Origin of the sequence: Hydrocoleum sp. CS-953, assembly GCF_002260545.1 — a bacterium.
GTDB lineage: Bacteria > Cyanobacteriota > Cyanobacteriia > Cyanobacteriales > Microcoleaceae > Trichodesmium.
In genome coordinates, this window is the sequence record NZ_LGSU01000801.1 from 1 (window position 1) to 4,738 (window position 4,738).

General features: G+C 37.1%; 3 protein-coding genes. All 3 read right to left on the bottom strand.

Annotated features, from left to right (window positions below; genetic code table 11):
• Positions 1-152: 152 nt before the first annotated feature.
• Positions 153-1,952 (bottom strand): DUF1517 domain-containing protein, encoded by a 1,800-nt coding sequence (locus tag AFK68_RS09995; RefSeq protein ID WP_094672578.1) that lies wholly within the window; start codon positions 1,950-1,952, stop codon positions 153-155.
• Positions 1,953-2,168: 216 nt separating this feature from the next.
• On the bottom strand, positions 2,169-2,687 hold the full coding sequence (locus AFK68_RS10000) for a hypothetical protein (RefSeq protein ID WP_143437748.1): 519 nt from the start codon (positions 2,685-2,687) through the stop codon (positions 2,169-2,171).
• A 569-nt stretch (positions 2,688-3,256) separates the two neighbouring features.
• Entirely contained in the window at positions 3,257-4,360 is a 1,104-nt protein-coding gene (locus AFK68_RS10010) for a substrate-binding domain-containing protein (protein ID WP_094672581.1), read from the bottom strand.
• Positions 4,361-4,738: the final 378 nt, after the last annotated feature.

A 4,738-nucleotide genomic window follows, 5' to 3' on the forward strand; every position in this document is an offset into this window, starting at 1 on the left:
GAGTGGGGGAGATGGGGAGATGGGGTGTATTAGATATCTGCCACTCATCCCATTATTAAATCAATTATTACCAATTTTTTATCAATTAATTCTCCCTCAAACCTATTTTCTGGAGATACGCTTAGGGCTTCTATAACTACCTCCAACAAATATTAACTAATTTGAATCATATCACTATACTCACTAACAAACTGCTCATAAGTAAGACGATCGCTTGCTGTTTTCGGAATCCAAAGTAATTCAAATACTAATAAATAATCAGGGGTAATTTTGCCTAACTCTTTCAAAGTTTGCTTCAAACTTTCCCCATCATTAACTTCATTAAATAAAGGATAATCATCCTCCGTTCCCAACAACAAAGTTACAACTATATGATTATCAACTTCCACATTGTCATCAACAGTATTAACCTCAAATTTACACCTCTGTGCAAAAGAAAACTGCTCAAAAATCCGTTCTGCTTCCTGTCTAGTCTCCACTGTTTCTGAACTAGCAGCAACATGAGTCCAATATTCCTGGGTCTGAAGCAGAGCGATCGCCGACTGCAACAAAAATTCCACCCTACCTTCTGGCGTCTCAATATCAATCTTTTCCCTTATTGTTGCTAACTTAGATTGAATATTATTTGCTGGTGCAACCATCGCCACCTGTAACTTACTTACAGTCACAATATCATTAACCAAATCTTCGGGTACAGTTACCACCGGCACTTCTTCCTCAATAACTTCTACATATCCTGGCGACTCCTCAATAACTTCTACATATCCTGGCGACTCCTCAATAACTTCTAGACACCCATCTCCTTCTGCCACCAAAACTTCTCGACGATCGCCAAAATGAGAAGCGATAAACATAACCAACTGATATAAAATACATATCATAATAATTCCGAGCAAAAGTATGAGCAAAAACATAGGCAAAACTCCTGCGGTTCCACCATAATAGGTGTAAACCAATCGTTCGCGGAAAGTCGGACGGTAATAGTAGCGAACTCTAGTAGTTGGATGCACATAATAAAATCGACTTGTACCCACTTCCTCGTAATAATATCGCCTAGTACCACCATCAATAAAATAACGTTGTCCGTTATCAACATTCATGTAGTAACGTCTTTGGGTTGCTGGTTGTACATAATAAAATCTTCCTGTACCTGCTTCCTGATAATAACGTTCTTGAGTTCCTGGGCGCGTATAATAACGTCGTCCGGTGGCAGGTTCGACAGAATAAGATTTCTTTGTAGTTGGAGCAAATGAACCACTGCGAGTCCTTCCTCCTGTGTTGATGTTATTGGTAGTGGGGCGAGTGGTATTGCTTGGTTGGGAAAATGAACCAGTGCGGTTAGAAGTGCCACTGGAAGTAGAAGATGATTTAGTGTTGGGGCGAGTATTGCTTGGTTTGGTAAGTGAACCACTGCTGCGAGTCTGTCCTCCAGTGTTGATTTTATTGGTAGTGGGGTGAGTATTGCTTAGTTTGGTAAGTGAACCACTGCGGTTAAAACTGCCACTAGAAGTAGGAGATGATTTAGTGCTAGGACGAATATTGCTTGGTTTGGTAAGTGAACCACTGCGGTTAAAACTGCCACTGGAAGTAGGGGATGGTTTAGCGTTCGCAGGAGTATTGCTTGGTTGGGAAAATGAACCACTGCGGTTAAAACTGTCACTGGAAGTAGGGGATGGTTTCGTGTTGGGGCGAGTATTATTAGTTTTTGGTAAAACTATATTGTTGTTTGTAGATTTGGGTTTTGAGTCACGAGGTTGAGTGCTGGTGGAGGAACTACTGCTACTGCAAGTGGAACTACTTCTACGACTACCTCCTCCTCTTTTTCCTGCATAAGCAATGGAAGCATTTGTATTAATTAATTCGCTGATATCATTACTATGGGGATTAATGCTCACTTCATTAACCAAAAATAATGAGACAATTGTTGCTAAGATGAATTTAGATTTACGCATTTCCTGATTTTTCCTAATATATAGTAATTAACAATGAGCTATAGCAATCCGGGCATAGGTTGTAAGATTTTATCGTAGGGGTTTGGTCTCCAAATCCCTTTGCGTTTGGGTTTGGAGACCAAACCCCTACAGTTTTTTTCTCACCAATCATTTCATATTGCTATATTAGAGAATTAAGATCAAATTCTAAATTCTGAATTCTTAATTCTAAATTCTTCAACTTTCAGCCTTTTTATTCGCAATTTCCCGATTATTTCGATATAAATCAATCCGATTTTTAGCCGCTTCATATTGAGGATGAGATTCGGGGACTTCTTTCATTAAAATTAAAGCTTGATGCCAATTTATTGCTACTTCATTCCACTGTGCTTGAGTATTAGCAACTTTGGCAAGTTTGGCTGCTTTTGTTGCTGCATTTATTCCGTCTCGAAATGGATCGGAAATAACTTCAATGGCTTCTATCTTTTTAGAGGTATTTTCCGAGTTATTGCTAATATTTGAAATATCTGGAATACTATCAGCATCAACCACAAATTTATTATTTATGTGATTTCCTAATACTGCACTCCCTAAAAGAGACAAAATCAAACCAACTATAATCAAAATAAAATTTTTTCTGATTTGTCTTTGACTCCAATTTGCCATATAAAAAATCACAAAAGCAAAAGGAATTAATAAATAAGTAGCACCCCATAATGTGCCTTCAGCAAAAGCTTGAACTAAGCCCCATATCACGCCTACTATTACTAATATTAGACCTAGAATTAAGAGGCTAATTCCTAGAAAAAACATTATCCCTGAGTATCCTTACGCAATGTATATTTGTAGTTTTTCGGAAACCTTTTTACCAAGTGGGNTCCGAAAAGTCTAAATACAGTGTATTTCTCAGTGATATTTCAGATATAGAGATAGGAATAAAGCACTACATAACTTTGTGGAAAAAAGTTTAACAAAATTAAATTATATCATGCCCAGATAATATAGCAATGTGCGCTGGCATATTTACAAATTGCAGGAGGTGTCTAAGCAGCTCAAAGCTTTATATTATCGGCAATTTATTCTCACTATTGCTTGTTTTATGTTCCCTGTTCCCTGTTCCCTGTTCCCTGCGCGCAGCGCTATAAGTAATAAAAAAGTTTTTGTTTGTAGTTTTGCTCTAGCCCTATCTATCTGGTGTGCTAGAGCAAAACTACAAGCTTTAATAATAACTATTCAAGCAGACATGATATTGCTACCCTTGTAGGGAGGTTGCATACAACGTCCCTACTCTTTTGTCTATTAATCATAAAAACCTCTGTAACATCCTACTGAACCCGTTGCCATAACCTTTGAATTTCTCCTAAAACAGATGGTTGTGGTGCAGATAAAGTGGAAATTTGCGGGTTAACCTGAGCGCCAGGAATATTCTGATTCCAGGGACTATTGGTAACTGAGAGCAGATCGATATTACCCTGGGTAGGGCGGAAACCATACTGCACAAATACTTTCTGTTGTTCTGGTTGAATCAAGAACTCTACAAATTTATCAGCAGCATTAGCAGTTGCTCCATTTACATTCTGGCGGACGATCGCTGCAGTAGCTACAGTTTCTACAGTAGGGTTGAGGTAATAAATTTGATAAGGTTTATTCTGAGAAGCTCCCGACTGTTGCCAACGGTAGAGAGCGATGCTTTCGTAAACTGTTGCTACATCTGCATCATTCGGTCCGCGAGTAATAAATTCTTGCAACAATATATCGGTGGAACGAGGTGGCAAATAAACTGACCGTTTGACCGTACTAAATAATGATTCAACGGCAGGTGTATTGAAATTTTTGTTACCTTTTGAAAGTGCCCATAAATTCATAGTTACTTGCCCACTATTGGAACGAGTGGGGTCAGTGGTAACGAAATCAAAACTACCCCACTGTTGTTTTCCACCAATTTTTTGCCAGTTACCTGCTGCCATTGCTGTTTCTAATTTTTGCCAGTCAAATTTGCCATTAGGAAACAAAATTTTACCTCGTTCGGGCCAAGCAATACCTACTAGGAAAGTTTTGGCGATCGCTTTTGGTTGTTTATAGAATGCTTGGGTATTGTTTTGAGTTTGCCAACGTTGGTTTAATTCATCTAATAATTTTCCATTTGCTGGAATTAAAACAGTGGGATTAAAGTCATTTTTTTTGTCGATATAATTGTTAACAATATCCTGGGAACCTTGGAATTTTAATTCAAGGTTTATATTAGGATATTTTTGCTCAAATTGAGTTTCTAATTGTCGGAGTGGTTCGGCAAGTTCTGTGCCACTAACTACTATAATTTTTTGATTTAATCCTGGAATTGGTGCATAAGCTAAAGCCACAGCTAAACAAGTAATTATTCCAGAAAAAATACGACGATTTTTGAGAGATTTATGATTTGTAGTTGTCATGGTTGGAATTCTCCTGCTGTGATACTAAGTAATAAAAATTTGATTAGATATTTTTTGTAAATAAAATATAAAAAAGCTACAATTCACCGTTTCACGGAAGTTAAAAGTCAAAAGTCAAAAGTCATACATTAAGATTTTATAGGCTTGAAACTTTGACCTTATAGTAAATTCAGTAAATTATTTCATATCTAAAGTTTGAAACTATTTCTGACATCTTTAAAGTGAATTAGTATTATGACATGAATCTTAATTATTAAACAAGACTTGGTAAGGTTGGTTGGTGGGCACTGGGTTAGGTTTATTTAGCCACAATTTTAGTTTAGATGTGCTACTAAATATTATATTTATAGCTAAGAAAGAATTTGTTAGAACATAGAC

Coding starts and splice junctions, on each gene's coding strand:
- AFK68_RS09995 (WP_094672578.1), bottom strand. CDS start 1,952: ATGCGTAAATCTAAATTCATCTTAGCAACAATTGTCTCATTATTTTTG.
- AFK68_RS10010 (WP_094672581.1), bottom strand. CDS start 4,360: ATGACAACTACAAATCATAAATCTCTCAAAAATCGTCGTATTTTTTCT.